The sequence below is a fragment of the Paenibacillus etheri genome, from assembly GCF_001012825.1.
Lineage (GTDB): Bacteria > Bacillota > Bacilli > Paenibacillales > Paenibacillaceae > Paenibacillus_AQ > Paenibacillus_AQ etheri.
Genome location: NZ_LCZJ02000037.1, coordinates 65,995 through 90,336, shown reverse-complemented (window position 1 = coordinate 90,336; position 24,342 = coordinate 65,995). Strand labels below are relative to the sequence as shown.

22 protein-coding genes are annotated in these 24,342 nt (G+C 45.9%); 18 read left to right on the top strand and 4 right to left on the bottom strand.

The window, feature by feature from the left end:
* Window positions 1–291 precede the first annotated feature (291 nt).
* From UQ64_RS23975 to UQ64_RS23940, 8 genes are all read left to right on the top strand, one after another.
* Entirely contained in the window at window positions 292–1,956 is a 1,665-nt protein-coding gene (locus UQ64_RS23975) for a GspE/PulE family protein (protein ID WP_060625910.1), read from the top strand.
* A gap of 43 nt (window positions 1,957–1,999) precedes the next feature.
* Complete coding sequence (locus UQ64_RS23970; protein ID WP_060625909.1) at window positions 2,000–3,049, top strand: type IV pilus twitching motility protein PilT; 1,050 nt, start codon at window positions 2,000–2,002, stop codon at window positions 3,047–3,049.
* A complete protein-coding gene (locus tag UQ64_RS23965) occupies window positions 3,049–4,254 on the top strand; it encodes a type II secretion system F family protein (protein WP_060625908.1) in 1,206 nt (401 codons plus the stop codon). Before UQ64_RS23970 ends, UQ64_RS23965 begins: the two co-directional genes overlap by 1 nt.
* A gap of 168 nt (window positions 4,255–4,422) precedes the next feature.
* Entirely contained in the window at window positions 4,423–4,908 is a 486-nt protein-coding gene (locus UQ64_RS23960; protein WP_060625907.1) for a type II secretion system protein, read from the top strand.
* A 71-nt stretch (window positions 4,909–4,979) separates the two neighbouring features.
* Window positions 4,980–5,729 carry a prepilin peptidase gene (locus tag UQ64_RS23955; RefSeq protein WP_060625906.1) on the top strand — a complete coding sequence of 250 codons (750 nt, stop codon included), beginning with the start codon at window positions 4,980–4,982 and terminating at the stop codon, window positions 5,727–5,729.
* 14 nt (window positions 5,730–5,743) lie between these two features.
* Window positions 5,744–7,369: a pilus assembly protein PilM gene (pilM, locus tag UQ64_RS23950; protein WP_060625905.1), complete on the top strand. Its 1,626-nt coding sequence runs from the start codon at window positions 5,744–5,746 to the stop codon at window positions 7,367–7,369.
* Window positions 7,353–7,958 (top strand): type 4a pilus biogenesis protein PilO, encoded by a 606-nt coding sequence (pilO, locus tag UQ64_RS23945; protein WP_060625904.1) that lies wholly within the window; start codon window positions 7,353–7,355, stop codon window positions 7,956–7,958. The genes pilM and pilO overlap by 17 nt, the downstream gene beginning before the upstream one ends.
* A gap of 292 nt (window positions 7,959–8,250) precedes the next feature.
* Complete coding sequence (locus tag UQ64_RS23940; RefSeq protein ID WP_060625903.1) at window positions 8,251–8,853, top strand: DL-endopeptidase inhibitor IseA family protein; 603 nt, start codon at window positions 8,251–8,253, stop codon at window positions 8,851–8,853.
* A 45-nt stretch (window positions 8,854–8,898) separates the two neighbouring features.
* Here the strand turns inward: UQ64_RS23940 and UQ64_RS23935 are convergent, their stop codons facing one another.
* Window positions 8,899–9,300 (bottom strand): CBS domain-containing protein, encoded by a 402-nt coding sequence (locus tag UQ64_RS23935; RefSeq protein ID WP_060625902.1) that lies wholly within the window; start codon window positions 9,298–9,300, stop codon window positions 8,899–8,901.
* 151 nt (window positions 9,301–9,451) lie between these two features.
* Window positions 9,452–10,879: a VanW family protein gene (locus UQ64_RS23930; RefSeq protein WP_060625901.1), complete on the bottom strand. Its 1,428-nt coding sequence runs from the start codon at window positions 10,877–10,879 to the stop codon at window positions 9,452–9,454.
* Window positions 10,880–11,109: 230 nt separating this feature from the next.
* Here UQ64_RS23930 and ftsE point away from each other — a divergent pair, with 230 nt between their 5' ends.
* From ftsE to UQ64_RS32985, 5 genes are all read left to right on the top strand, one after another.
* A complete protein-coding gene (gene ftsE, locus UQ64_RS23925) occupies window positions 11,110–11,796 on the top strand; it encodes a cell division ATP-binding protein FtsE (RefSeq protein WP_060625900.1) in 687 nt (228 codons plus the stop codon).
* Window positions 11,786–12,700, top strand: coding sequence for a permease-like cell division protein FtsX (gene ftsX, locus UQ64_RS23920; RefSeq protein WP_060625899.1), 915 nt, complete (start codon window positions 11,786–11,788; stop codon window positions 12,698–12,700). Before ftsE ends, ftsX begins: the two co-directional genes overlap by 11 nt.
* Before the next feature lie 29 nt (window positions 12,701–12,729).
* Window positions 12,730–14,037, top strand: coding sequence for a murein hydrolase activator EnvC family protein (locus UQ64_RS23915; protein ID WP_060625898.1), 1,308 nt, complete (start codon window positions 12,730–12,732; stop codon window positions 14,035–14,037).
* Window positions 14,038–14,162: 125 nt separating this feature from the next.
* A complete protein-coding gene (locus UQ64_RS23910) occupies window positions 14,163–15,629 on the top strand; it encodes a S41 family peptidase (protein WP_060625897.1) in 1,467 nt (488 codons plus the stop codon).
* 97 nt (window positions 15,630–15,726) lie between these two features.
* A complete protein-coding gene (locus UQ64_RS32985; protein ID WP_060625896.1) occupies window positions 15,727–17,037 on the top strand; it encodes a PDZ domain-containing protein in 1,311 nt (436 codons plus the stop codon).
* A 53-nt stretch (window positions 17,038–17,090) separates the two neighbouring features.
* Here UQ64_RS32985 and UQ64_RS23900 read toward each other — a convergent pair whose 3' ends face one another.
* The gene (locus UQ64_RS23900; RefSeq protein WP_060625895.1) at window positions 17,091–17,744 is read right to left on the bottom strand and encodes a response regulator; all 654 of its coding nucleotides are present in this window, start codon (window positions 17,742–17,744) and stop codon (window positions 17,091–17,093) included.
* Between the two features lie 57 nt (window positions 17,745–17,801).
* The gene (locus UQ64_RS23895) at window positions 17,802–18,959 is read right to left on the bottom strand and encodes a sensor histidine kinase (protein ID WP_060625894.1); all 1,158 of its coding nucleotides are present in this window, start codon (window positions 18,957–18,959) and stop codon (window positions 17,802–17,804) included.
* 167 nt (window positions 18,960–19,126) lie between these two features.
* On the opposite strand from UQ64_RS23895, the gene UQ64_RS23890 reads away from it, so the two are divergent.
* From UQ64_RS23890 to UQ64_RS23870, 5 genes are all read left to right on the top strand, one after another.
* A complete protein-coding gene (locus UQ64_RS23890) occupies window positions 19,127–20,062 on the top strand; it encodes an ABC transporter ATP-binding protein (RefSeq protein ID WP_060625893.1) in 936 nt (311 codons plus the stop codon).
* A gap of 17 nt (window positions 20,063–20,079) precedes the next feature.
* Window positions 20,080–21,252, top strand: coding sequence for an ABC transporter permease (locus UQ64_RS23885; protein ID WP_060625892.1), 1,173 nt, complete (start codon window positions 20,080–20,082; stop codon window positions 21,250–21,252).
* On the top strand, window positions 21,245–22,405 hold the full coding sequence (locus UQ64_RS23880) for an ABC transporter permease (RefSeq protein WP_060625891.1): 1,161 nt from the start codon (window positions 21,245–21,247) through the stop codon (window positions 22,403–22,405). Before UQ64_RS23885 ends, UQ64_RS23880 begins: the two co-directional genes overlap by 8 nt.
* 124 nt (window positions 22,406–22,529) lie before the next feature.
* Window positions 22,530–22,853 (top strand): L-rhamnose mutarotase, encoded by a 324-nt coding sequence (locus UQ64_RS23875; RefSeq protein WP_060625890.1) that lies wholly within the window; start codon window positions 22,530–22,532, stop codon window positions 22,851–22,853.
* 222 nt (window positions 22,854–23,075) lie between these two features.
* Window positions 23,076–24,230, top strand: coding sequence for a cation:proton antiporter (locus UQ64_RS23870; protein ID WP_060625889.1), 1,155 nt, complete (start codon window positions 23,076–23,078; stop codon window positions 24,228–24,230).
* Window positions 24,231–24,342 lie beyond the last annotated feature (112 nt).

Here is a 24,342-nt window from a genome sequence, read left to right as displayed (position 1 = left end):
GATTTCATTGTAAAATTATCCAATCTATGTTATATACATTCTAGGACATTAAGCATTGATAGACAACATAAATCTATTGAAATATACCTATAAATTTATTACTAAAGTCCCAAGTCTATTGAAAAATACGCTAGTTTGACAAATTTGATGGATCCGTAATTATGGAAAAAATATTTTTCGTATTTTGCAGAAATAAAAATGGTAATTTACCTTCTGTTTATTCCCCGTATTATCCATTATTAAGGTCGGCATAAAGGTATAACCAATAACGGCATATGGAGCTGAACGGACATGGCCATCGTGAAAAAGAGACTTGGAGATTTGCTGGTAGAAAATAATATTATTTCGCAGGAACAGCTGCTTGAAGCACTTGCGGAACAGCGTAAGAGCAAGCGTAAGCTTGGCGATCTGCTAATCTCTCAAGGCTATATCACGGAGCAGCAGCTGATTGAAGTACTTGAATTCCAGCTCGGCATTCCGCATGTCAGTTTATTTAAATACCAGATTGATCCTGCGATTACGCAGATTATTCCTGAAAGTATGGCTAAGCGTTATCAAGTACTTCCCTTCTTAAAAGAAGGCGGTAAGCTGATGGTTGCGATGGCCGATCCGCTGGATTATTTTGCGATAGAAGATTTGCGAATGAGTACAGGGTTCCGGATCGAACCTGCTATTTCTACCAGAGATGAGCTGCAGCGGGCGATTGCTCGTCATTATGGGATGCGTGATTCTATGAATCAAATGCTAGTAGAGCTCCCGACACAAGAAGAAATAGAAGAAACGGAGATTACAGACGAGGATTCTCCAATTGTTCGTTTGGTCAATCAGATGATTCAGCAGGCTGTTGCTCTACGGGCATCTGATATACATATGGATCCAGGTGAGAATAATCTAACGATCCGCTACCGCATTGATGGAACCTTACGGACAGAGCGGATTATTCCTAAGCAGATGCAGGGCTTTATCACCGCTCGTCTGAAAATAATGGCCCGACTGAATATCGCAGAACGACGTTTGCCACAAGACGGCCGAATCAAGATGCAGTTCGATTACAAAATGGTAGATATTCGTGTGTCCTCATTGCCGACGATGCACGGAGAGAAGATTGTACTGCGGTTGCTAGATTTGAGTACTGGGGTTAAATCTGTAGATGCTTTGGGATTCAGTGAGGGGAATGCGGAAGCTTTTAAGGAAATGATCGCGCGTCCTTATGGAATTCTACTAATCACTGGACCTACAGGTAGCGGAAAAACAACGACTTTATATTCAGCGCTGAATCAACTCAATGTAGAAAGTGCAAATATTATCACGGTGGAAGATCCGGTGGAATACCAGCTTGAGGGTGTAAACCAGGTACACGTAAACTCGGCTATTGGGTTAACCTTTGCGGCGGGACTACGTTCGATTCTCCGACAAGATCCGAATATTGTAATGGTCGGTGAGATACGGGATGCGGAAACTGCTGAAATTGCGGTTCGCGCCTCATTAACGGGTCATCTAGTGTTGTCTACTTTACATACAAACGATGCCATTAGCTCTGTCTCTCGATTGCGAGATATGGGGGTAGAGCCTTATTTAATTGCCTCTTCACTGATTGGTGTTGTAGCGCAGCGGCTCGTTCGTAAAATCTGTACCGACTGCAAAGAAGCCTACAAACCATCTGAGCAAGAAGCGATTATGCTACGTAGCTTAGGGTTGCCAGCGGATGAACTGCATCGTGGTCGAGGTTGTGGTAGCTGTAGCAGTTCTGGCTATCGTGGCCGAATAGCGATTCATGAGGTACTCAGTATTGACGATCATTTGCGGCAGCTTATTACGAACACTGCTTCAGTAGAAGAACTCCGTGTCGCAGGTAAAGCGCGTGGACTTGTTCAACTGATGGATGATGGCTTACTCAAAGTTAGTCAGGGAATTACGACGTTACAAGAAGTTATGCGCGAGACGGTCTCACATTAGGGTCTATTAGGTGTATTGCATTTTAATCTAGGGGGAGCAGCCGATGCCAACGTATACGCGGGATATTAGACAGCTTTTGCAGACGGCTTACTCCTCCAAAGCTTCCGACTTACATATCTCTGTAGGCTCGCCTCCGGTGATACGTATGGATGGAACGCTTCACCCACTTGAGGGTGCACCAGTAACAGCTGATGAAGCTGCAGAAATGGCAGAAACGCTGCTTGGCAGTGAAAGAAGCGAAGTGTTTCGGAATGCAGGCGAGGTGGATTTCTCTTATCCGCTGGATGGCGGTGCAAGATTTCGGGTGAATGTTTATCGTCAGCGGGGTGAGATTAGTATTGCTGCCCGGGCAATTCCAGCAGAGATTCCGAGTCTAGAACAGCTATCGATGCCTCCGATTTTATCCACTTTGTCACTCAAACCACAAGGTTTGATTCTAGTTACAGGCCCTACGGGCAGCGGTAAATCCTCTACGTTAGCAGCTATGCTGAATTACATTAACAAGACCGAAAGCAAGCATATTGTGACACTCGAAGATCCTATAGAATTTCTTCATGGTCATGGAACCTGTCTAGTGGATCAACGTGAAGTGGGCAACGACACAGCTAGCTTTGCGAGCGGACTACGTGCCGCGTTACGTCAGGATCCAGATGTTATTCTCGTTGGAGAGATGCGGGATTTGGAGACCATTACAGCAGCAGTTACTGCCGCAGAGACAGGTCATCTTGTGATGGCAACCTTACATACAACAGACGCACCACAGACAATTGATCGAATTATTGACGCTTTTCCTGGTCATCAGCAGGGACAGATTCGTTCACAGCTTGCCTCAGTATTACTGGCAGTTGTCAGTCAGCGGTTGTTTCCAAGGGCAGGGGGACGTGGGCGGATATGTGCAACAGAGATCTTAGTGAATACACCTGCAGTAGCCAACCTCATTCGTACTGAAAAGACACATCAGATTAAAAATGTGATGCAAACCGGACGCTCGCAAGGCATGCATACGTTGGACATGAGTATCCGCGACTATTTATCCCAGGGGTTCATTGAACCAGCAGCAGCTAAGTCGTTTATGGCGGAGGTGAGCAGCTGATGCCTCTTTTTGAATATCAAGTAAAGACAACCACAGGCAAGTCCATTAAAGGAAAGCTAACCGCAACAGATAAGCCTACGGCCATGGAGGAACTACGAAAGCGTGGCCTTATAGTATTCTCGCTGATCGAACGCAAAACAACGATTCTATCGATGGACATTTATATCGGTAATCCAGTTAAGTCACTTCATTTCATCATTTATTGTAGGCAGTTTGCCACGCTTATGCGTGCTGGAGTGTCGATTGTAGATGCAACGCGTATTTTGGCTGAGCAGACTGAGAGCAAACCGCTCCGTAAAGCACTTGTGGAAGTGAATTCAAGCCTGATGCGGGGGATCTCGTTCTCACAAGCTGTTCAGGATCATAAAAAAATCTTCCCGCAGCTATTCGTCAGCATGATCCGCGCCGGTGAAGAATCCGGTGATATTGAGGGGACGCTCGACCGACTGGCGATGTTTTTTGAGAAGCAGCATTCCACGACGGAGAAAATTAAATCTGCGCTCACTTACCCGATTACGGTCGGGATTATGGCGATTGGAGCGGTTATATACCTCCTCTGGGCGATAGTTCCACAGTTTGTAACGATGTTTGAATCGATGAATGCAGAGCTTCCGGCGATTACGAAGATGGTATTGGCGCTTAGCAAAAGCATTCAAGGTCAATGGTATTTCTGGATCCTCGGAGTTCTTCTCCTAGTGATAGCTTTTCAGATTACAAAACGTACAGAAAAGGGTGCCTACGCACTCGATTATGCCAAGCTGAAGATTCCGGTGTTCGGCAAGCTGAATCAAAAAGGCTCGATTGCTCAGTTTACGCGTACTTTTTCATCTCTTTATGCCAGCTCAGTTCCGATCCTGCAATCCTTGATGATTGTAGAAGAGGTAGCAGGAAATAAGGTCATAGGGGGATTTATCCGAAGTGCAGGTGATTCGCTGCGACAAGGAAATCCACTATCTGAACCGTTGAAAAAGGCATGGGTTTTCCCACCGTTAGTTACGCAGATGATTGCGATTGGTGAAGAGACAGGGGCACTCGACACGATGTTGTCTAAGGTTGCTGATTTCTATGAGATGGACGTAGAAAATACCGTTGATCGTCTGAAGTCACTGTTAGAACCATTGCTGATTGCTTTTCTAGCAGGTGTTGTAGGTGTGATTGTGGCTGCTATTATGCTGCCGATGTTCAGTCTGTACGGTAATATGTGAACTCTGCGGTTCCTTGAAGATATTGAGAGGGGTGACGCCCGAGGGAGCGGGGCAGGGTAACAGATCTTTTGCTAGCGCTAGACAAGGAAGGACGAGCATTGTAGCGGGATTCACGGAAATAAAAGATATAAGCTGTACCATCACACACCACTTAGAGGGGGAAATCAAATGTTAGCACAAGCGATTAAAAGAAGATTGAGCAAAGAAGAAAGCCAAAAGGGGTTTACGCTGATCGAGTTGTTGGCGGTTATCGTTATTTTGGGGATTATTGCGGTTATTGCATTTCCTATGATATCAAATTTAATTACAAAAACAGGGAAAACAGCTGATACCGCAACAGCTCGTCAAATATATGATGCTTCAAGATTATATGTAAGTTCTGAAAAAGAGGGAGTTTTTGATTCTGATACGAGTACTGCTAATAACGCTACTGTTGATAAAATACTTATTACAGAATTGCAAACAAAAGGTTACTTAGATGCTGAGTTGTATTTACCAAGTACCAAGGCAAAGATAACAGGCGGAGAGGTTAAGTTTACTGATGGGAAATTAACAGGTACTGATGCTGTAGTCATAAATACAGGTACTACTGGTGCAAATCCCCAGACTTATAATTTCGAAGCGTCTAAAGTATTGAAATCCAGTGATAAATAATCAGCTTTTTCCCAAGGAATCGGACTTCCCGATTCCTTTTTTAAAATCCAGAAAGCCAACAGAGGACATAAATGACGATGTTCATCGCAAGTTACATCACCTTACTGGGCCTAACTCTAGGCTCCTTCTATAACGTAGTGGCACTGCGTGTGCCAGCTAAGGAATCTTTGCTTAATCCACCGTCCCATTGCCCGAACTGCAATACGCGGCTGAAGGCGCGTGATTTGTTTCCGGTGATAAGCTACCTGCTGTCAGGAGGCAAGTGTCGTTACTGCGGCACAAGGGTGTCGCCTTTATATCCACTAGGAGAAGCGGCGACGGGTTTGCTTTTTCTATGGGTGTACATGCAATTTGGTCTGACGGGGAAGGGGATTCTCGGATTCATTCTGGTGAGTCTGGCGGTTATTGTGACGATTGCCGATTTGAAGTACATGCTGATTCCGAACAAGGTATTGCTATTCTTTTTGCCGATACTGCTCATTCTTGTATTGCTCTTTCCAGAGGGGCCGTTATGGCATCACTTGCTGGGAGCTGTGCTTGGGGGAGGGGTTCTTATCCCCTTTGTTCTGTTAGGAGGGATGGGTGCCGGGGATGTGAAGTTATTTGCGCTGCTGGGCTTGGTCATCGGATTTCCGAATGTGATTTTGGTATTTCTGATGGCTTGTCTGCTTGGGAGCGTGGTCGGAGGACTGCTAATGCTGCTCGGAATCATCAAACGCAAACAACCGGTTCCCTTTGGTCCGTGGTTAGCAATAGGTGCTTTAATTAGTTACGGATATGGTTCACACATAATCGGCGCGTATCTCTCGCTCATCGGATAGGAGGACATCGACATATGCTTGGATTAGGCCCTAAAGTGGCCGGACTTTCAATTGAAGCTACCGGAATTCGCTATATTAGTTTTAAGAATAAACAGTCATGGGAAGTCCGCAAAAAACGGTATCTCCCGCTCCTTCCAGGCATGATCATAGAGAATCAGGTGGCGGATAGCGAGGCGCTTTATGACCGGGTCAGGCAGTGGGTGAGGAAGGAAGGGTTAAGGGGCAGCAAGGTTTCCTTGTCGATTCCACCTTCGCAGATCATTATCCGCAAAATGAGTATCCCAAGTACCAACGATAAGCAGGTTGAACAGCTCGTAAAGCTCGAAGTGGAGACGGGGCTGCATTTGCCATTTGAAAATCCTGTTTATGACTATGTGACGCTCGAGGTAGATGAGGAGCATAGCCATTTACTCGTTTTTGCCGCTCCGCGGAAATCAATACAGGATTATGTAGAAATTCTGGTGCGTGCGGGTCTGCGAATAAGCAGTGTTGAAATTTCGGCAACCGCTTTGGCGCGAAGTATAGCAACCGGACATGGGGAAAGCTTTGCGGAAACGATGTTGATTAATCTAGAGCCATCCGTCATGGACGTTTATATGTTCAGAAACGGGAATCCGGTGTTCATTCGTACGATTAACTTGCTTGATCTGCATAAAGGTCGAAATGTTGCGGCATTGGAATTTATGGTAGACAGCGAAGTTTTGGCAGAAACAGCAGTTGCTGTGGAAGAGCAATTATCACCGGAACAAATGGTGGAGATCACTGCGGAAATCTCGAGGATGCTCAGCTTCTACCAATATAGCTTGCACGATGGCTCGACTCGTATCAAAAACTTAGTTATAACAGGTGTCCCATCCATTCGTAAACAGCTAGATCTAGAGCTTCAGCAGTCGCTGGCAGAACTCGACATTACACCGATAAGCCTAGACCAGATGGGTAAAGATACTGTATCTGATCTTGAGTTAAATGATTACCGAGTAGCAGCGGGGACAGCTCTAAAAAGCATCATCAGCGTGGACACGATTGACCTACTGCCAAGAGAAGATCGGGAGACGTTATTATTCCCCTATGTGACCATGGGTCTTGTGGCGATCTGGCTGGTGGGAACGATTGGGACGGGTATTTATTTTTCGGCTAATAAGGGTCAAATCTCTAATGGTAAAGAGGAGCTGCAAGGCTTGCAGGATCGCAGTTTAATGCTACAGGTAGAGCTTGGGAAACTTAAGAACAGCGGACCTGGGCAGTTAGATCGGAAGACGGCAATCGCAGAGATTCAGAACAATAAAGTAATTGCTGTTCCTATTCTAAATGAATTAGTCGAAGGGTTACCACCGGGTTCTCTGCTCCGTGACATTAACTACACCTACCGGACATCGATTGACCTGACTGTTAATGTACCTACTATGGTAGAAGCCTCTAACTATTTAAGACAACTGCGTCAGATGTCCTTTACAGTGGATGCTTCTATTTCGAAGCTGACCGAAGGAACTGTGGATCAGAGTGCGGGGCCAACGAATGCAGCCACTTCCTTAAATATGTATACAGCCATTTATAAAGTAAACTTATTAGCAAATAATCAACAGACAAATGGAACGGATGCAAGCCAAGAGGAGGTGAACAGCAATGGAACAGTTCAATAAGTATCGCTCTCCAATCGTACTGGGTGTATTGATTCTGTTCTTGATGCTGTTTGCCTTTTATATGCTGGGTGTTCAACCGACGAATAAGGAAATATCCGCACAGAACGCCGAGATCAGCCAGCTGGAAAAAGAAGCAGAGATTCTCCAAACTAAAATTAATGAACTAAAAAGCAGCGCTACTTCTTTAGATTCTGAACAACAGGAACTTCTGGCAGCACTCCCGAAAGGCGATGATAGCGAAGGATTGATTGAGGATTTACGAGCGGTTGGGATGTCCTCACAGGCACGTTTAAAGGATGTCAGCTTTATTTTGGATGAAGCTAATCCGATTCAGCAGATGACTGGTTCGGCTAAAGTGCTGTTCCCGATGGTCAAACAGATCAAAATGACTGCTGTAGTAGAGGGCACCTATACAAGCATACGGCAGTGGATGGATGAGCTACAAATGCTGGCGCGTATCGTGAATGTAGATTCGTTTAATTTTCAACAATCCTATGAAGAGCGTTCTGCGAACAGTCCTGAAAGTATCTTGACTGCTAACGTAGCCTTCACAGCTTATTATGAGGTTGTTACTCCATCATCGAATTAGATCTCTAACCATTGCAATAACACCATTATACGACTCCACTTTTCCTGTAAATCAGGAGGGTGGAGTTTTTTCGTTACTAAAATAAATAAATGTGTTTTCATCCCTCAGTTTATTGGGTATTTTAGCTTGCGGGGTGCATAAGCTGGAACAGTGGCTATCGCCTGTATTTTTTAAAATATAAAAAGTATAAGTTTCACGCGTTACATTATCTTTATATTTCTCGCATAAACGCTTACCGTCCGTTAAGGACGCCGAAGGCGTTTTAGCTTGGATAACAAAGGAGGATTTCCGAATGAACAAAAAGTGGATGATTGGTTCGTTGGCCCTTTCCATAGGCCTGATTTCAGCAGGAGGGGGAGTTATGGCGGCTTCGCCGTCAGCAGGGAGTGCCGAGATCAAGAAGGTGGCTGTGTCTGCGCCTGGGAAAGAGGGCCCTGCTACCATCAATAATTTGACGGTGAAAAGTATCATTCCGCTGGTAGTCCATGCAAGAGCTCTTTATTTCTATAGTAATCGAGGCGGAAACATCTTCCCGATAGAAACCTTCACGTATAAAGCGCAGGCGTACCGTTATCTTTCCAGTGACATTGGCACAAAGACGAAGCTGATGAATTACATAAAAAAAGCCTACACTCACAATGCAGCGGCATATTATGTGCAGACTCAGTTTTTGGAGTATAACGGAAGAATGTCGCAGGTTAATGCAGATGTGGGCAATCTATTGATGTATGAAAAAGCCACCGCCCGCATGCTCTCCAAAACTGCGACAACCGCTGAATTCGAACTGACCGTTCCTTATCCAGATGCGCAGGAAAGCAGTGAGTCGGTGTATGTGAAGCTGAAGAAAGTGGAGGGATACTGGAGAATCGACACGTCACCGGATATTCTTTTCTGAGGAAAGGGGAAGGTATTAGAGGAAAGATGATGGCAGGGGCTACAACTAACTGCGCTTCAGGTCAGAGATATAAACTACACCTGCGAATTTACCTTTACGGGTAATAATGACACAATCATTCTTCATAGGATCTGGGCGGCTTATAGCATTAGCTAATACGGATTCAAGTGGAGTGGAGATATCATAGATGAGTGGAGTTTTGTTCATAAGCTTCATGGCAGGTTCTCTGTAGAACAGATCTACCCCAGATCTTCCGGTGGCTTTTAAAAAGAAACGTTCGCTCATTAACAATCCAAGCGGTTCATTCGTAGCATTACAGACGACGATGCATTTAGATTCTGGATGCTGGAACATTACGCGAAGGGCTTCTCTGCAAGTACGTGAGGCAAAAATAGCAGGTGCACTGCGGACAATACTAGATAGATCATTTACAAGAGCTGTTGTCATGGTGTTCATCCTTTCTGATTATAGGTCTATTTCTAATGTACCCCCGAATCGTAAATTTTAAAGGCAGGAAAGGTAATCTACAGGTAAAATAGATCCACAAACATAAACGGTCAGAACCTCACGAGGTCTGACCGTTTATGTTGTAGGTAATCTATTCACTTCGAACGCCGTCCTCTACCAATTGCTTTCTAGGTGCTTCTGGAATTACAGATTTACTTACGGCGCCACGATTGATAGCGATTAATCTTTTCTGTGCGTAATACACATCGCGGGATAATTTCTTCACTTCAGTCGACTTACCGTCAACAAACCGGGTGCTGTAGGTCTCAACAACATATCCGGTTTTCCCATTTTGTATAACGCGTGAGCCTCCACGAGGGAGGGAAGAGTCGTTTACGTACTTGTCGACTGGAGGCAGTACCTCTACGATTTGTGAATGGACCTTATAAGTGACATTTTGCGGAAAGGTACCGAAGAACTTAATCGTTAGTGATCGGCCTTGCACAGCCGCTTTAATGACTAGATATTTGCCAGTCGTATTGCGAAAACGGAAGTTGATATAGCCTTCAGCGAACGTCGCATCCTGGCCTTTGGGTAGATAGTTGACAGGCAAGGAGTGGTTGCGGCGCTCCACAATCTCCAGTCCGGTGCGCAGAGCGGCGTTGTACAGCGTACTGGAAACTTGGCAGATTCCGCCGCCGACGCCGGCTTGTAGCTTACCGTTCACAATGACTGGCGCTTCGCGGAAGCCGTATTCTACTTTTGCTTTTTCAATAGCTTTGCCATAGTCAAAAACGGCGCCAGGTGGGAGCACGGTTCCGTTCACAGCTTTGGCCGCTGATTCAACGTTGTAGATTCGCCCAGGTCCACTTGCGCCGAGAGAGGTACTGAATTGCATGATTTTCCGCTCAATGCCTTGCTCCTTTAAAGCATTTAGAGTGATGTCCGGTTGTAATATGGTTAATGGAACCTCCAAAGTGATCCCCTTCTCTTGCAGCGTGATTAGACGACTAAAACGAGTGGGGGCAGCGGCCCATAGTGAGGTCACCATTCCTGTCCAGTCTACCTCAAGGGAAGTCTTCTCGGACGTATACACTACACGATCATCCCCGGTAATTCGCCGCGTAGCATCCACAGGATCTCCGAAGGATTCTCTCTCCCAAGCGGGACTTAGGATGGTCTGTAATTGTGCAATCTCCAGATGGGCTTCAACACTCCAATTCTGGGGGAAGCTGTAGCGGGCTTTTACACGATCCCATAGCCGCCCTTCCGTAAGATCTTGTAGAGCTTGCTCAAAAGCAGCGGCTTCATAAGTCATTCCGGCCTTTTTAAGGTTAAGAGTAAGCTCAGAATTGCCTTCGACCTGCAGCACAAGGGGGACGGATTCAAGGGCATGGAGTTTTATCTCCAACTCGGAACGAACTTTTGAGATGTTCAGTCCGCCCACCTCCCATCCGGCAAGGGTTGTACCTTTTGGAAGCGTACTTTTATGACCATATAGTTGAAGTCCTCCATAGATTAATGAGCCGATAAGAATGAGTGCAATGACTACTATGAGGGCAAGATGGATCTTTTTCATGAATAATCTCCTCCCTGGATGGCATCTGTTTAGCGGCACTGTAGGTGCTTTTTATATTTATATGTACAGACATTACAAAACTTTCGAATAGTGGGGCAGTTACGGGGTACTCAATCGGTTACAGATTTGTTACAATAGATACATTGCGGAAATATTGAAGTTTATGGAAACTTAAGCTGGACCCTGTCGATTCACACAAGTGGAAAATGTCATAATTGGGAAGTGAGAAAATGATTGAAATGCAAGATGTATGGAAGACGTACCCTAACGGAACTCACGCACTGCAAGGAGTTTCAGTAAAAATTGACCGCAATGAATTTGTGTATATTGTCGGTCCATCCGGCGCGGGTAAATCTACTTTTATGAAATTGATTTATAGAGAAGAAGTGCCAACTAAAGGTCAAATATCTGTAGGAGGCTTTAACATAGGGAAGCTTAAACAACGTAAAATCCCTTATGTTCGCCGTAATATCGGCGTTGTATTTCAAGATTTTCGGTTATTGCCAAGAATGACGGCTTATGAGAATGTCGCTTTTGCCATGGAAGTTATTGAAGCACCGAAGAAGGTTATCAAGAAACGTGTGAATGAAGTCCTCGATCTGGTCGGACTCAAAAATAAAGCGAATCGTGAACCCTCACAGCTCTCAGGTGGAGAGCAGCAGCGTATTGCAATTGCCCGGGCTATTGTTAATAACCCATCTGTTATTATTGCGGACGAGCCTACGGGAAACTTGGACCCTGAGACTTCATGGGGCATTATGCAGCTGCTGGACGAAATTAATTTTCGTGGAACAACGATTGTAATGGCTACCCATAATAGAGATATCGTGAACAAAATGCGCAAGCGGGTGCTTGCGATAGAGAACGGAAACATTGTGAGAGACCAGGCGAGAGGGGAATATGGCTATGAGTTTTAAAACCTTCTTGCGACACATGCGGGAAGGCTTCAAAAGCGTATTCCGTAATGGCTGGATGTCGATTGCTTCCATCACTTCCATAGTTGTCTCTCTTTTTGTCCTAGGTGTATTTATTCTTCTTGTTCTTAATGTGAATGTTGTAGCGGATGAGGCAGACAGTCAGGTACAGATTAATGTGCATTTGGCACTAAATGTAGATCAGAAGATGCGTGAGACTTTGCAGACTGAAATTGGTAATATGCCGGAGGTCAGCAAGATTACGTTCATCTCCAAGGACCAAGGACTTAAAGATCTCCGTGCAGACATGGGTGAGGACGCAGCTGAGCTTCTGGAAGGGTTCGATGAAGACAATAACCCTCTCCCAGATACGCTTAAGGTAGAAGTTGTTGAACCTACTACGGTAGCCTTTGTGGCTGAGAAGATTGAAGCGCTCAACAAAACACATACCGAGCAGCCTATTTACAAAGTGAAGTATGGCAAGGGCTCGATAGAAACCTTGTTCAAAATAACCCGCGCTGTTCGCAACATTGGTTTTATCTTTGTAGCGGGGTTGGCACTTATGTCGATGTTCCTCATCTCCAACACCATTCGAGTAACGATTCTCGCCCGTCGTAAAGAGATTGGCATTATGAAGCTCGTAGGCGCGACAAATTATTTTATTCGCTGGCCTTTCTTTATAGAAGGAGCACTGATCGGATTGATCGGATCGCTCATTACCTCCGTTGTCTTGTATTTGGGTTACAGCACTTTGGAATCGACCGTACAGGGAGATCCTATGCTCCAATTGCAGCTAATTCCGTTCGCTAATATTTGGATGCTGGTCGTCGGTGTACTAGTTGGACTAGGCGTGCTGATCGGCGTCTGGGGAAGTACGGTTTCTATCCGTAGGTTCTTGAAAGTTTAATATAAAAAGTGAAGGATGGGGAGTGCAAGTTGAAGAAGATTGCTGCCGGACTAGCCGTAATGTTACTAGCTGTCACTATATTCCAGCCCTCTGATGGATATGCCAAAAAAACAAGTGTTACTGAAATCGATAAGCAGCTAAAGCAGCTGCAAAAAGAGGTGCAGGAAGCTAAGGCGCAGCAGGAGAAAGCGGCGTCCCAAACGCAGGAAGCACAGCATTATAAGAATAAAACGAATCTCAATCTGCAATATGTCTTACAGCAAGTGGATCAGGTTAAGGGTAAAATGACCGAAATCTCTACCAAAATTTCCGATACAGAACAATCTTTGAATGTTACGGCAACGGAGCTGGATAAAGCAGAAGCACGGGTCGCCTCCAGAGAGGAAGTCTTAGGGTCCCGTGTTCGGTTAATGTATACTGATGGAGCGGTTTCTTACTTGGATGTCTTGCTCTCATCGACAAGCTTCGCTGATTTTCTGGATCGCGCCGATTCACTTAAGATGATCGTGGATCAGGATCAGGAGCTGCTAGTGCAACATAAGCTGGACAAGCAGACGGTTATAGAGAAGAAACAGGAGCTTGAAGGACAATATGCTCAAGCCAAGCAGCTGTACACTTCTTTGGAGCAACAGAGAAGTCTGCTGAAGGAGAAAGAAGCCGAGAAGCAGGAGCTTATCGCATTCTACGATAAGCAGATTCAAGAAAGTGATGATTTGAGTGAGGAGCAGAATGAGAAGCTGGTCAAACTGGCAAGCGAACGCTCTGCGCTGGAAACGCAAAAGGATAAGATTAGGGCTGAAGAAGCCGCTCGCAGAGCAGCAGCGGCTAAGGCGGAAGCGGCTCGTAGAGCTGCTGCGGCTGCCAAGAAGGCTGCAGCTGCAGCTAGTAATGGAAGCAGTAGGTCTAGCTCAAGCTCTAGTGAAACGGGATACTCAGGTGGAGATGGGCCGTTTCTACTTCCTGTAGGATCCGCAAGAATCTCATCCCCATATGGGCCACGAACGCATCCAATCACGGGTGAGAAGGGGAAAGTACACACCGGTGTCGATTTTGCAGTTCCACAAGGAACAAATATTCATGCGGCGGATTCCGGAACGGTTATCTTGGCTGAATGGTGGAGTGGCTATGGATATTGTGTAATTATTGATCATGGAGGCGGAGTTTGGACGCTCTACGGCCATATACGTAAAGGCGGTCTTAGAGTTAGTGCCGGGGATAAAGTCAATCGCGGAGATGTGGTTGCTGAATCTGGTTCCACAGGTAATTCAACGGGTCCTCACCTTCACTTCGAAGTACGGATTGACGGTAAGATTGTAAATCCTATGCCTTATCTCTAATTTTTAACGAACTTATAACTCATATTATTTGATTGTACGGCATATACTGGAAGAGATACCGTACCTTTCAGGACGGACTTAGGATGTTGTTTACAAGATGGACAAGAAGGGACGGTGGGAACATCATGTTAAAAAAAAGCACCGCGGCGTTTATGATTATCGCCGCCCTGCTATGCGGTAGTTTAGTAACCTTGGGCGTGACGGGTTATACTCATGTCTTTGGACAAGCTGCAGGACAAGGATTGGCCTCTGCGTTGCAGGTTGCAGGTCTACAGCAGAAGGAATCCCAGAAGCTTGGGACTGCGCTCAGTTTGATTGAGAGTAATTACTACGAGAAGGTAGATCGGGAGAAGCTGATAGACGGTGCTGTCAACGGTATGATGGAAGCGCTAGGCGATCCCTATTCCAACTATATGGGTAAAGAAACAGCTGAGAAATTTGAAGAGAGCATTGAGGGTTCCTTTTCAGGTATCGGTGCAGAAGTCTCTTCGGATAACGGCAAGGTAGTCGTGGTCTCCCCAATCAAGGGTTCACCTGCTGAAAAAGCAGGAATTCAGGCCAAAGATATCATTCTGTCCGTTAACGGAGAATCGCTGGAAGGCATGGATCTAAATGCCGCTGTTGCGAAGATACGCGGACCTAAGGGTAGTAAGGCTACTTTGAAAATACAACGTTCCGGCTCTGTAGAGCCTCTGGAGTTCGGTCTTACTCGGGATGATGTAAAGCTTGAGACGGTCTACTCAACCATGGAAAAAGACGGAGTAGGGGTAATCGAGGTCACTCAGTTCTCCCTAAATACCGCAGAACGATTCAAAGAAGAGATTGGGAAGCTAGAGAAGCAAGGGATGAAGGGTTTAGTCATTGACGTCCGCAATGATCCAGGCGGTGTTCTCCCGATTGTTATTGAAATGGCTGAAGAGTTCGTCCCAGCGGGCAAAAACATTGTTCAAATAGAGTACAAAGATAAAAAACGCGAAGTTAGTACCTCCAAAGGATCGAGCAAGGCTTATCCAGTAGTAGTGCTGATGAACAAAGGTAGCGCAAGCGCCTCGGAAATATTGGCGGGTGCCCTACAGCAGTCAGCGGGAGCTAAGCTAATTGGCGATAATTCATTTGGTAAAGGCACGGTGCAGACGAGCTTTGACAAACAGCTTGGAGACGGCAGCTTACTGAAGGTTACCATTGCTAAGTGGCTTACACCGGACGGCACATGGATCCACAGCAAGGGAATTAAACCGGATATCCCGGTAGCACAGCCGGATTACTTCTCAGTGGCTCCGATTAACAAGAGCGTGAAGCTTCAATATAACATGAACAACGGTGATGTGAAGAGTGCACAGACGATGCTGGATGGCTTAGGCTACAAGCCTGGTCGTAAAGATGGCTATTTCGATGCTGGCACTAAGAACGCAGTGAAGAAGTTCCAGAGTGAAGCGAAGCTTCAAGTCACAGGTATGATTGATAGCAAGACCGCGGAAGCGTTGGAGGTGGCACTGATCAAAGTGATTCAGGACCCTGCCAACGATAACCAACGGAATAGAGGAATTGCTGAAATTCAGAAGGAAATTAAGGCGGCGACGTCGAAAAAGTAAGAAGGCTGAATTCAGCCTTCTTTTTTTCTAAATATAAGAATCGATCAAGGGTTCATGAAAGTTTTTTTGTAGATAAGGAAGGAGTGTGACGAACAGTTTGAATGTGATTCAGGAACTGTTAGGAAGCTTGGGCACTGCGTTCTTACACTTATTGATCCAGCCATATTACTATATTGCTATTATATTTATTGCATTGTATTACCGTCGGCAGGTGGCATTAGAACGCAAGCTGATTCATGTGAAGTTACATAGCTGGGGTCAAGAAACGTGGCGAACGGTGTGGAGCGGGCTGGTAATGGGACTAGTGGTTTCTATTGCAGCCATATTGTTAGGGGTATCCTTATCAGGTACAGCTGTAGCCTGCATTTGGGTAGTTAGTATACTGTTATCGCTATTACGTGTACGGTATTTGTGCTTCGCTTATTCTATAGGTCTGCTAGGCGTGATTCAATTTGTACTGTCTTTCTTTCCGAATGCCTTACATAGCGGAACGGTAGGGAATATTACAACAGCCATACGGGAGATGGATATTCCCGCTTTGCTAGTGCTAGCTGCGCTACTGCACATGGCGGAGGCGCTGCTGGCCCGCCGGCAAGGTGCGAAGCTTGCGACGCCCCTTTTCTTGAAGGGCAAGCGCGGCATGGTTGTCGGCGGCTATCAGCTGCAGGCTTTCTGGCCGCTGCCGCTGTTCCTGCTAATCCCTTCGGGCGCAGGAACGGATCTGCCATGGCAGCCGCTATTGGGCGGCGGGCTTGGCATTGTCTCTTTGCCCGTCATCATCGGCTTCAGCGAGATGACGCAGGGCATGCTGCCCGGGCGCAAGGCGGCCCGCACTTCAGGACGGCTGCTGATGTACAGCATCGTCCTGCTCGGCTTAAGCCTGCTTGCCGCTTGGTGGAGCCCGCTGACCCTGCTCGCGGCGCTCGCAGCGATGGTGCTGCACGAAGGGTTAAGCTGGTACAGCGCTCTGGAAGAGCGCAGCATCAGCCCCATCTTCGTGCATCCAACGCGCGGCCGCAAAGTGCTGGCCGTGCTGCCGGGCAGTCCCGGGCAGGAGCTGGGCATCCTGCCCGGCGAGATTTTACTGAAGGTCAACGGGGTTCTGTTGACCGATGCCGCGCAGCTACATGAGGCGCTGCGCATGAATCCAGCGTTCTGCAAGCTGGAGGTGCAGAACCGCGAAGGGGAGAGCAAATACCTTCAGAGCCCGATCTACGACGGGGACCATCATCAGCTCGGCATCATTCTGGTACCGGAGACAGATGGAGCAGTTACTGCGGAGGCGAAGCCTTCTAGTATTTTCAGCATCATCGCGATGAAGACAGGTACTCGCAGCCGGAATCTTCCAAACGGTCGTCTCAAACGGAACAAAGCCGCGGAAGCCAAAAAGGAATCGGCGGAAGGATAACTAAAGTCAAGCCCGGACTCTGGAAATAGAGTCCGGGCTTTTTTGTAGAACTTCTACCCCCGCCCACCCTTTAAATAAAAAATAGCAATCTGCGTACGATCTCGCAGTTCTAATTTACTTAGGATATCCGTTATGTAATTTTTGACCGTACCCTCACTTAGGAACAGCTGTCCGGCGATTTCTTTGTTGGAATGCCCCTCAGCGATAGAGGCGACAACGGCTAGTTCCATTTTGGTGAGTCCGAAAGATTCCAACGGTTGTGCCTGTGAAGATTCAGGGCGGGCTGCGGGCTGTAGAAAGGTTGCCAGTTTGCGCGCGATATCAGGGTGGATTAACATATTACCTTCATTGACCGTTTTGATGCCTTGTATGATACGGTCTGGTGGTATGTTTTTGAGCAAATATCCACTGGCTCCATTGCGCAGCGCTTCAATGATATACTCATCGTCATCGAAGGTAGTCAGCATCAGTATCGAGACCTGAGGAAATTCCTTCTTAATTTTCGCTGTCCCTTCAACACCACCACAGCCCGGCATCCGAATATCCATCAGAATTAGATCGGCCATTTCCCCTGCTTGGAGCAAACTCAAGGCTTCGTTTCCATCACTCGCTGCTCCGATCACTTCAATGTCGGGGTCCATCCCTATCAGTACTTGTAGACTTTGACGAATAAAAGGATCGTCATCTACAATCATCACTTTTATCATTGGCGGGGCTCCTTCTTCCTAATATAGATTTCTTCTTTCCCTCAAGTGCTACATTCCCTAAACAATCTCTCCCTGTTTATAAATGGGCAACCGTGTAACAACTGTGAATTGAGGCTCCTGCCGCAGTTCCAAGGTTCCTCCGATCAGATGTGTTCGTTCGAACATTCCTTTCATCCCGATCCCTCCACTTTCCGGCAGTTTGGTTAGCTTACTGCCTTCGGGAAGTGTCCCGTTGTTGCTGACCTCCATCGTAACTCCCGTATCACTGAAGTCGACTTTAATCGAAATCGTAGTTGCTTTTCCGTGACGAAGGGCATTGGTTATGGCCTCCCGGGCGTTCTTATACAAGATCACCTGAATACTAGGATATAGCGGGTAAGGTATCCCAAACACTTGGTATAAGGTCTCTATTCCCGTATCGCGGCCGATCTCTTCGAGCAGACGGTCTAACGCATAAGCTCCCTCTAATTGTGGCGTATAGTTGATACGCTTCACTGCAGAGCGCATATCGTCCATGCTGGCCGACAGCTGATCTCGAATGAGCTTCATCATCTGTATCCCGCTCTCGGGGGAGGTGGGTAAGGTGAGCAGTGCGGCCTCCATCATCATTTTAATACGAATGAGGCGGTGGCCGATATCATCATGGAGCTGGCGAGAGATGCGCACCCGTTCTTTGGACTGGGCTGCATCTTCTATTTGGGCGTTAAACTCCAGCAGTCGGTTGCGGGCTTCATCCAGCTCGAAATGTTTTTTTCGCAGCTCATCGTATAGATGGAGGGTGTTCTCACGGCCTCGACCAGCTCTCTGAAGCAATTCGTTGAGATAGGCAATGAGCAGAAAAGTAATATTGATGAAAGTGATTATAAGCTTTGGTGAATCCCAGAGTGCTATGTTCAAGGTAATCAGATGCACAACCGTAAACACGAGAGGCACTGCTTGGGGCTGAAGTCTAGAATAACAAAGTAATGCTGAAATCGCCGGGAAAAACATTATGCTGCCGTACTGGTAACATAACCAGGCGGTGAACAGTATTTCCACAATGCTTATCAAGGCATGAAAGGAACGGGGCAGCTTTGTCACCATGACTACAAGGAATAGAAGCATCAGAATATGCAACGTGAAGATCCCATAATCGGCATATGGGTAGATGTAAATGCTAATACAAGCAGGAATTATGATGAGTAGGTATCGCAATAGGGTTAGCTCTCTAGTCACGCCTAAGACATCCTTTATAGAGTTTCTTCTAATCTTAGCATATTCGCCTACTTCTTCAGGAGATGACTTAAGTCACCTTCAAAAGATGACTTTTCGTACCTCCCTGAGTATTTACTTTAAGCTAAAATTGGAAATAGAGAAGCGTAAAAGACAGGAGAGATGATCATATGGCAATCGCTGCATTGACCGATGTGGTGAAACGGTATGAGGGTAAATTAACAGTGGATCATGTGAATTTGACGATAGAAGAAGGAGAAATCTTTGGGTTGCTAGGCCCGAACGGAGCGGGTAAAAGTACAACGATCAGTATGATCTGCGGCTTGCTTAAGATTGACGGGGGAGACATTCTTATCGACGGTCTGCCTGTGTCCTCGAAATCGCTTGAGGTGAAGAAAAGAATTGGTTTGGTTCCACAGGAGCTAGCTTTATATGACACGATGACAGCGGCGGATAACGTTACCTTTTTCGGAAGATTGTATGGTTTACGCGGCAAGCTCTTGAAGGAAAGGGTAGAAGAGGCTCTTGCATTCACAGGCCTTAGCGATCGTGCCAAAGAGAAACCCTCAACGTTCTCCGGAGGGATGAAAAGACGTCTGAATATTGCCTGCGCCATCATGCATCGTCCAAAGTTGATTATTATGGATGAACCTACGGTGGGGATTGATCCGCAATCTCGTAATCATATTCTTGAATCGGTTAAGGAGCTCAATCGACTCGGTTCAACGATTATTTATACCAGTCACTATATGGAGGAGGTTGCGGCCATTTGTGATCGGGTAGCCATTATGGATAAAGGGCATATCATTGCTTGCGGTACGGAAAAAGAATTGCGGGAAAGGGTCGCCAAGGAAGAAAAAATCGTCATTAAAGCTGCTAATATTACACCAGAGCTTGTCCAAGAAGTGACCCTTCACCCTAGAATTAGACGCGTAGAAGCAAAGGACGATGTAGTCGAGCTGTATCTGCCCTCTTCGCAAGGGGAATTACAAGATATCCTTTTTATTTTTGCCAAGCATAAGGGGATTATCGGCTCGCTAAATATTGAAGAACCTGATCTGGAGACGTTATTTCTAAACCTGACCGGACGGACCTTACGAGATTAAGAGGGGGGATTATTCTGATGAACACTTGGACGATTATGATCTATGAGCTGCGCAGATTATTTAGCTCACGCTCAATGATATTAAATATGTTTTTGCTGCCCCTATTATTGATCTTTCTATTAGGTGCTTCGCTATCTGGTGTCGTTGGTGACAAAGGCTCTTCTACTATTGATGTTGTACGAGTGGCGGTTGTTAATCCTTCTGGCGAGGGCTATGAGAGCTCGGCGATGATGGACAGCTTTTTGAAATCAACTGAGCTTAAGGATATCATTGCTCCAATTATGGTAGAAAGTCGAGAGGCGGCAGAAAGCGGTCTGCGAACAGGAAAATATGGTTATGCGGTTGTTGTTCCTCCAGGCTTTGATAGTAAGGTACAGAGCGGTGAAGCCGCACAGCTGGAGTTTATACTAGGCCAAAAAAGTACAGACAACAGAGTGGCAGGAACGGTATTCGATAATTTTCTAAGGAGTCTTAATTATAAGCAGTCTGTGGCGATGACACTGGGTCCAGAAGCTCTGAATGTTATGGCACCTAGTTCTACCAGTGATCAGCCTACCGTAAAGCTTGGAGAACTGAGCGAGGGTGGGTATACCTATACATCTTCCCAGTTTTATGCGGTGTCTATGATGCTGATGTTTCTGCTATATAGCGGCTTAACGGTATGTACTTCTCTTTTTAATGAAAAAGAAAATCATACCCTCTTCCGGATAAACGCAATGCCCGTTAAAGGATCTGAGCTATTCATTGGTAAAATGCTTGGCGTAGGTGTTGTAAGTATAGTGCAGTGTGCAGCGATTATTATTTTAACGAATGTACTCTTCGGCGTAAATTGGGGAAATCGGCCGGGCTTGTTACTCCTATTTTGCCTGCTGATGATTATAGCTTCGATGACATTATCTATCGTTATTTCTATGTTCAGCAAGACGGGAGCAAGCGCAAGGAGTGTCGTTACACTACTCACAGTAAGTATGACCTTCATTAGCGGAGGGATGGCACCGCTTCCTGAATCGTGGGTGAACTCTATAGGGGCGTTTACGATTAATCATTGGGCAATGCAGGCTATTTTGAAAATGATGCTGCATGCGGATGTATCGCAAATCATGCCGAATTTGGGAGTTTTATCACTGATTTGCCTGGTGTTGTTCAGTGCAGCGGCAATTTCGTACCGGAAGGTGGGTTATCATGGATAAAATCTTAACGATTGCCTGGAACATGGTGATACGAAGCATTGGTACTAGGAAGGGTGTGCTCATCTATATTCTGCTTCCTTGTATTGTACTCGCAGGTATTGTTTCCGTTACGGGAACGATGGGGGAGAACCCAACTGTTGTGCTATATTCCAATATGGATAACGGTGCTGCTGGTAAGCACTTACTTACTGAATTAAAGAATTCCGGAGAATATAAATTTGTAGAAAAGACTGATGAGACTGCTTTAAGAGAAGGCGTTGTCGATCAGAATGGAGAAGCGGGGATTCTGATTCCAGCGGGCTTCACTTCGGCATTACTTGCCGGGGAAGAACCACAAATCAGTGTGTATGAGCTGAAGACGAATGAAACTTCCGTTATGATTAAATTAAAAGCTAGCGCAATTGCTGATGAAATGCAGAATACCGCCGCGATCATAGGAGCAGCTAATACAGGAGCTAGCGACACTGACACGCAGTTCACTACTGTCATGCAAAAAGCAGAACAGCACAGTGTAGGCAGCATTCGAACTGATTATAATCTGTATCCTCGGGAGGGACTGGGAGTCGTTACGGGCTTAACGCTCATGTTTCTTATGAGTCTGGTCACGAGCTCTGTGTCTCTGATTATGGATGATCGGAAAGGCCGGACCATGATGCGAATGTTCAGTGCTCCGGTTCGTTCTTACGAGATTGCTATTGGTAATTTTTTGGGTAGCTTCCTGGTAGGAATGATTCAGATTGTCGTAGTGCTCGCTTTAGGTCGCTGGGTGCTGCACTATGATTACGAAGTTCCAATCTATCTATATTTCCTTGTTCTTGCGGCATTTATGCTGGTGTCTATGGGGATCGCGAGTACAGTGGCAGGGTTAATCCGTAATCCTAACAATGCGGGTATGCTAAATTCCCTTATTATCACACCGACTTGTATGCTTGGAGGCTGCTTCTGGCCTTTATCCATTATGCCGGACTATATGCAGAAGGCGGCTAACTTTGTACCGCAAAAATGGGCTATCCAAGCGGTCGACATTGCTGCAACCGGTGGGGGCTGGAATGAGTTATGGTTACCTTTTGCCATCTTAGGTCTTATGGCTGCTGTGCTGCTGGCGATTGGTTCTGCCATTCTCCGCCCAAGCGAAGCGGGGATTAATGCCTAGGAATACTGGGACGGAATGTTAGATATGCATAGCTTGGGCTGTTACCTTTAGGTACAATTATAGGTATCAAATGTATTTGATTCTTATTATGTACTATAGAGGACATTTCTAGGAGGATGAACAGATGAGCAGCAATAAATTGGCTTGGACATGGCGGGTGAAGGAAGAATGTCTGGAAGAGTATGTAGCGATGCATTTAAATCCTTGGTCAGAAGTTTTGGAGGAGCACAGTAAGGCCGGTATTTCTAACTATTCTATCTTTCAGAATGGCAATCAGTTTTTTTATTGTTTTGAATGTGAGGATACGGAAGCGGCTTTCGATTACATTGCTAAAAGTGACGCCTGCAACCGATGGAATGCCATTACTTCAAAGATGGTTGAAGGGTCATTTGATTTCAATGATGAGGTGCCGATGGTGCCTTTACGTGAAGTGTTCTATCTAAAATAGTGAAGATGATACCTAATTGACTAAAATTTGCATAGTGTATATTATTAGCGCATCTTATTTACAGGCTTTAATATTACGGGTATAATATAATTAATAATGCTAAATTGAATATTTTTTTGTTTTTTGGAGGAGCCTGTCAACAAGGGCTCCTCTTTGTCTTTTTTTGGCTTGGAGAAGTCCCTAGTTGGCAGTTCTTATATACAACAAGGGAGTGGATGAAACATGGAGTTTGTTCTATATCTTATGCTGATTATTCTATTCACCAAGCTAGCTGGTGATTTATCTGTACGACTGGGACAACCGTCGGTACTGGGTAAGCTAATTGTGGGTATTATATTGGGTCCTGCGGTACTGGGTTGGATTCAGAATGGAGAGTTTATCCATTATTTTTCGGAGATCGGTGTTCTATTGTTAATGTTTATAGCAGGTCTTGAGACGGATCTGGATCAACTGCGCAAGAATTGGAAATCAGCTTTCGCAGTAGCTGTCGGAGGTATTATTTTACCTTTTCTAGGTGGATTTGCAATCGGAGAAATGTTTGGTTTTGCTTATCATAACGCCATGTTTATGGGGGTTATTCTTAGTGCGACATCGGTCAGTATATCGGTGCAGGTGCTAAAGGATATGAATAAGCTAAACACACGTGAAGGTTCTACTATTCTGGGAGCCGCTGTAGTTGATGATATTCTGGTTGTTATTTTGCTCGCTGTATTAATGAGCTTTTTCGGCACAGGAGAATCAGTGTCTATTGGTCTTTTGATTACGAAAAAGGTGTTGTTCTTCGCTGTAGCGTTTGTTGTGGGTTGGTTCGTTGTGCCTCGGGTTATGAAATGGATGGCTCCGCTAAAGGTGACAGAGGCTGTTATCGCAGCGGCGCTACTGGTTTGCTTTGCGTTCGCGTATTTTGCGGAAATTATGGGGATGGCAGGCATCATCGGTGCTTTTGCAGCGGGGATTGCTATTTCACAAACCTCCTTTAAGCACACTGTGGAATCTAAGCTTGAGCCTATAGCGTATTCAATCTTTGTTCCGGTCTTTTTTGTAAGTATCGGACTCAGTGTTTCCTTTGAAGGGGTTGGAAGTCAGATTGGGTTCGTCCTCTTGCTGACGGTGATTGCCATACTGACCAAGTTGTTTGGTGGCGGTCTGGGTGCACGTCTTACAGGTTTTAATAACCATTCGTCGCTTATTATTGGTTCAGGGATGATTTCGCGGGGTGAGGTTGCGTTGATCATCGCGGCAACAGGTCTGCAAAGCGGATTGTTGCAGCAGCAGTATTTTACTTCTGTAATTATTGTTGTCATTGTAACTACGCTTGTAACACCGCCACTATTGAAATTTATGTTCCGTGATCCAGTGCGCGCGGGAGAAAAATAAAGCAAAACAACAGGGTGTTCCGAAGCCATTTACATGGCTTATGGGGCGCCCTTTTTTTGTTTGTTCTAATTCCCTATCCTTCGGAAGGAGAAAGCTCCCCGTCTTAAGACTG

What these genes read in the sequence shown, in the direction of transcription:
- UQ64_RS23975 (WP_060625910.1), top strand. Translation starts at nt 292, where the DNA reads ATGGCCATCGTGAAAAAGAGACTTGGAGATTTGCTGGTAGAAAATAAT.
- UQ64_RS23970 (WP_060625909.1), top strand. Translation starts at nt 2,000, where the DNA reads ATGCCAACGTATACGCGGGATATTAGACAGCTTTTGCAGACGGCTTAC.
- UQ64_RS23965 (WP_060625908.1), top strand. Translation starts at nt 3,049, where the DNA reads ATGCCTCTTTTTGAATATCAAGTAAAGACAACCACAGGCAAGTCCATT.
- UQ64_RS23960 (WP_060625907.1), top strand. Translation starts at nt 4,423, where the DNA reads ATGTTAGCACAAGCGATTAAAAGAAGATTGAGCAAAGAAGAAAGCCAA.
- UQ64_RS23955 (WP_060625906.1), top strand. Translation starts at nt 4,980, where the DNA reads ATGACGATGTTCATCGCAAGTTACATCACCTTACTGGGCCTAACTCTA.
- pilM (WP_060625905.1), top strand. Translation starts at nt 5,744, where the DNA reads ATGCTTGGATTAGGCCCTAAAGTGGCCGGACTTTCAATTGAAGCTACC.
- pilO (WP_060625904.1), top strand. Translation starts at nt 7,353, where the DNA reads ATGGAACAGTTCAATAAGTATCGCTCTCCAATCGTACTGGGTGTATTG.
- UQ64_RS23940 (WP_060625903.1), top strand. Translation starts at nt 8,251, where the DNA reads ATGAACAAAAAGTGGATGATTGGTTCGTTGGCCCTTTCCATAGGCCTG.
- UQ64_RS23935 (WP_060625902.1), bottom strand. Translation starts at nt 9,300, where the DNA reads ATGACAACAGCTCTTGTAAATGATCTATCTAGTATTGTCCGCAGTGCA.
- UQ64_RS23930 (WP_060625901.1), bottom strand. Translation starts at nt 10,879, where the DNA reads ATGAAAAAGATCCATCTTGCCCTCATAGTAGTCATTGCACTCATTCTT.
- ftsE (WP_060625900.1), top strand. Translation starts at nt 11,110, where the DNA reads ATGATTGAAATGCAAGATGTATGGAAGACGTACCCTAACGGAACTCAC.
- ftsX (WP_060625899.1), top strand. Translation starts at nt 11,786, where the DNA reads ATGAGTTTTAAAACCTTCTTGCGACACATGCGGGAAGGCTTCAAAAGC.
- UQ64_RS23910 (WP_060625897.1), top strand. Translation starts at nt 14,163, where the DNA reads ATGTTAAAAAAAAGCACCGCGGCGTTTATGATTATCGCCGCCCTGCTA.
- UQ64_RS23900 (WP_060625895.1), bottom strand. Translation starts at nt 17,744, where the DNA reads ATGATAAAAGTGATGATTGTAGATGACGATCCTTTTATTCGTCAAAGT.
- UQ64_RS23890 (WP_060625893.1), top strand. Translation starts at nt 19,127, where the DNA reads ATGGCAATCGCTGCATTGACCGATGTGGTGAAACGGTATGAGGGTAAA.
- UQ64_RS23885 (WP_060625892.1), top strand. Translation starts at nt 20,080, where the DNA reads ATGAACACTTGGACGATTATGATCTATGAGCTGCGCAGATTATTTAGC.
- UQ64_RS23880 (WP_060625891.1), top strand. Translation starts at nt 21,245, where the DNA reads ATGGATAAAATCTTAACGATTGCCTGGAACATGGTGATACGAAGCATT.
- UQ64_RS23875 (WP_060625890.1), top strand. Translation starts at nt 22,530, where the DNA reads ATGAGCAGCAATAAATTGGCTTGGACATGGCGGGTGAAGGAAGAATGT.
- UQ64_RS23870 (WP_060625889.1), top strand. Translation starts at nt 23,076, where the DNA reads ATGGAGTTTGTTCTATATCTTATGCTGATTATTCTATTCACCAAGCTA.